Consider the following 1,943-nt stretch of genomic DNA (forward strand, 5'->3'; position numbering starts at 1 on the left):
ATGTTCGAGGTCGGCTCGTTCAACTGTTCGGGCTTGTAGCCAGAGCGGAGAGGTGAATGGCGGTTCTGCTGCTACACGTGCTTATCAACACTGCTGCCGAACAACCTGCCATTCACCGCTCTCACCTTAGATTCTATTCCCTTCTCTAGACACAAGCTGCCGAAGGCTGCGTCCCAGGCAACGCGGTATATGCGCAGCGGCGGGACGCGGCCTGCGGCCGCTGCTACGGTTGCGTGGCGTGCGTAGAGGCGTATGATCGGCGCTCCATCCAAGGAGACCCGCCATGAGCAAAAAGCGCCCCAACAAGGCCAAGTCCATCATCGCCCAACCCCTGTTCCGCAGCCGCCAGGAACGACCCACCAAGGGCAAGGGCAGCTACAAACGCGAAGCCTTCCAGTCGAAAAACTGGGAGGCTTCTCCTTTTCTGGCAGCCTGAAAAGCCCTTTCACCCCGAACTTGGCCCCGCGCTACCCCTCCCCCCCTGCTCTCATGTTATGGTCCACACCTGACCCGAAATACCTGGACCTGTGAATGCCTCTTCGTCGTCCCCAGCGTGTGCATATCCGTCACCTGCTCGCTGCTTCCGTTCTCGTTCTGCTGGGCGCCTGTGCTGAAAAGCCCACCGTCGCCGCCGATGCCCTGCCCGTTCCCGCCCAGAAAACCTCGCCACAAGCCCCGTTGACCACGGCCGCGCCCGTGGATGCCGATGGCGTGATGCTACCCAGCGAGACGTTCACCCAGTGGGAAGACGGTTTCCGCCAGCAGGCACTGCAGGCCGGTATTCGCCCTGACGTGTTCGACCGCGCCTTTGCCGGGGTTACCCCCGACCCAAGCGTGGTGAAGGCCGACCGCAGCCAGCCGGAGTTCACCCGCCCGGTGTGGGAGTACCTGGATGGCGCCATCTCGCCGGTGCGTGTGCGCAAGGGCCAGGCGCTGATGAACCAGTACGGCGACGTGCTGCAACGCATCGAGCAGCGCTATGGCGTCGACCGCCAGGCACTGGTCGCGGTATGGGGCATGGAAAGCAGCTTCGGCCAGTTCCAGGGCGACAAGTCGGTGATCCGCTCACTGGCGACGCTGGCCTATGAAGGCCGCCGCCAGGGCTTTGCCCAGGACCAGCTGATTGCCGCGCTGCAGATTCTGCAAAACGGTGACATCCAGCCAGAAGCCATGCTGGGCTCCTGGTCTGGCGCCATGGGCCAGACTCAGTTCATCCCGTCCACCTTCAATACCCACGCCGTGGACTTCGACGGCGATGGCCGCCGGGACATCTGGAACAGCGCGCCGGACGCCCTCGCTTCCACCGCGCACTACCTGCAGAGCTCTGGCTGGCAACGTGGCCAGCCGTGGGGCTTCGAGGTGCAGTTGGCGCCAGGCTTTGACTATGCCCAGGCCGACGGCACGCTGCGCAAGCCGGTGGGCGAATGGCTGCAGATGGGCGTGAAGGTAACGCCGGGCATGCGCCTGCCAGCCGGTAGCGAACAGCTGTCCGCCTCGCTGCTGTTGCCAGCGGGCTACCGCGGCCCGGCGTTCCTGGTGCTGGACAACTTCCGCGCCATCCTCAAGTACAACAACTCGTCGTCGTATGCGCTGGCGGTCAGCCTGTTGTCGCAACGCTTCGATGGCGGCGGCTACGTAACTGGCGACTGGCCACGCGATGACCTGCCGTTGAGCCGTACCGAGCGTATCGAGTTGCAGACGCTGCTGACCGCGAAGGGTTATGACGCCGGCACGCCGGACGGCATCATCGGCGCCAACACCCGCAAGTCGATTCGCCAGGCGCAGCAGGCGCTGGGGTGGCCGGCGGATGGGTATGCCAACCACAAGTTGCTGGACAGCTTGCGGGGCCAGTAAGCCCTGGACGCGGGGGGGGGGGGGGGGGGGCCCCCCCCCCCCCCCCCCCGGGGGGGCGGGGGGGGGGCGCGCGCCGGCCCCCCCCCCCG

The 1,943-nt window shown here is 65.8% G+C and carries 2 protein-coding genes; both read left to right on the forward strand.

Annotated features, from left to right (window positions below; translation table 11 throughout):
• Window positions 1–283: 283 nt before the first annotated feature.
• Complete coding sequence (arfA, locus tag AC0SZ7_RS30830; RefSeq protein WP_027981087.1) at window positions 284–436, forward strand: alternative ribosome rescue factor ArfA; 153 nt, start codon at window positions 284–286, stop codon at window positions 434–436.
• Window positions 437–531: 95 nt separating this feature from the next.
• Complete coding sequence (locus AC0SZ7_RS30835; protein WP_475507873.1) at window positions 532–1,854, forward strand: lytic murein transglycosylase; 1,323 nt, start codon at window positions 532–534, stop codon at window positions 1,852–1,854.
• Window positions 1,855–1,943: the final 89 nt, after the last annotated feature.

The organism is Pseudomonas sp. JC1203, assembly GCF_056175065.1.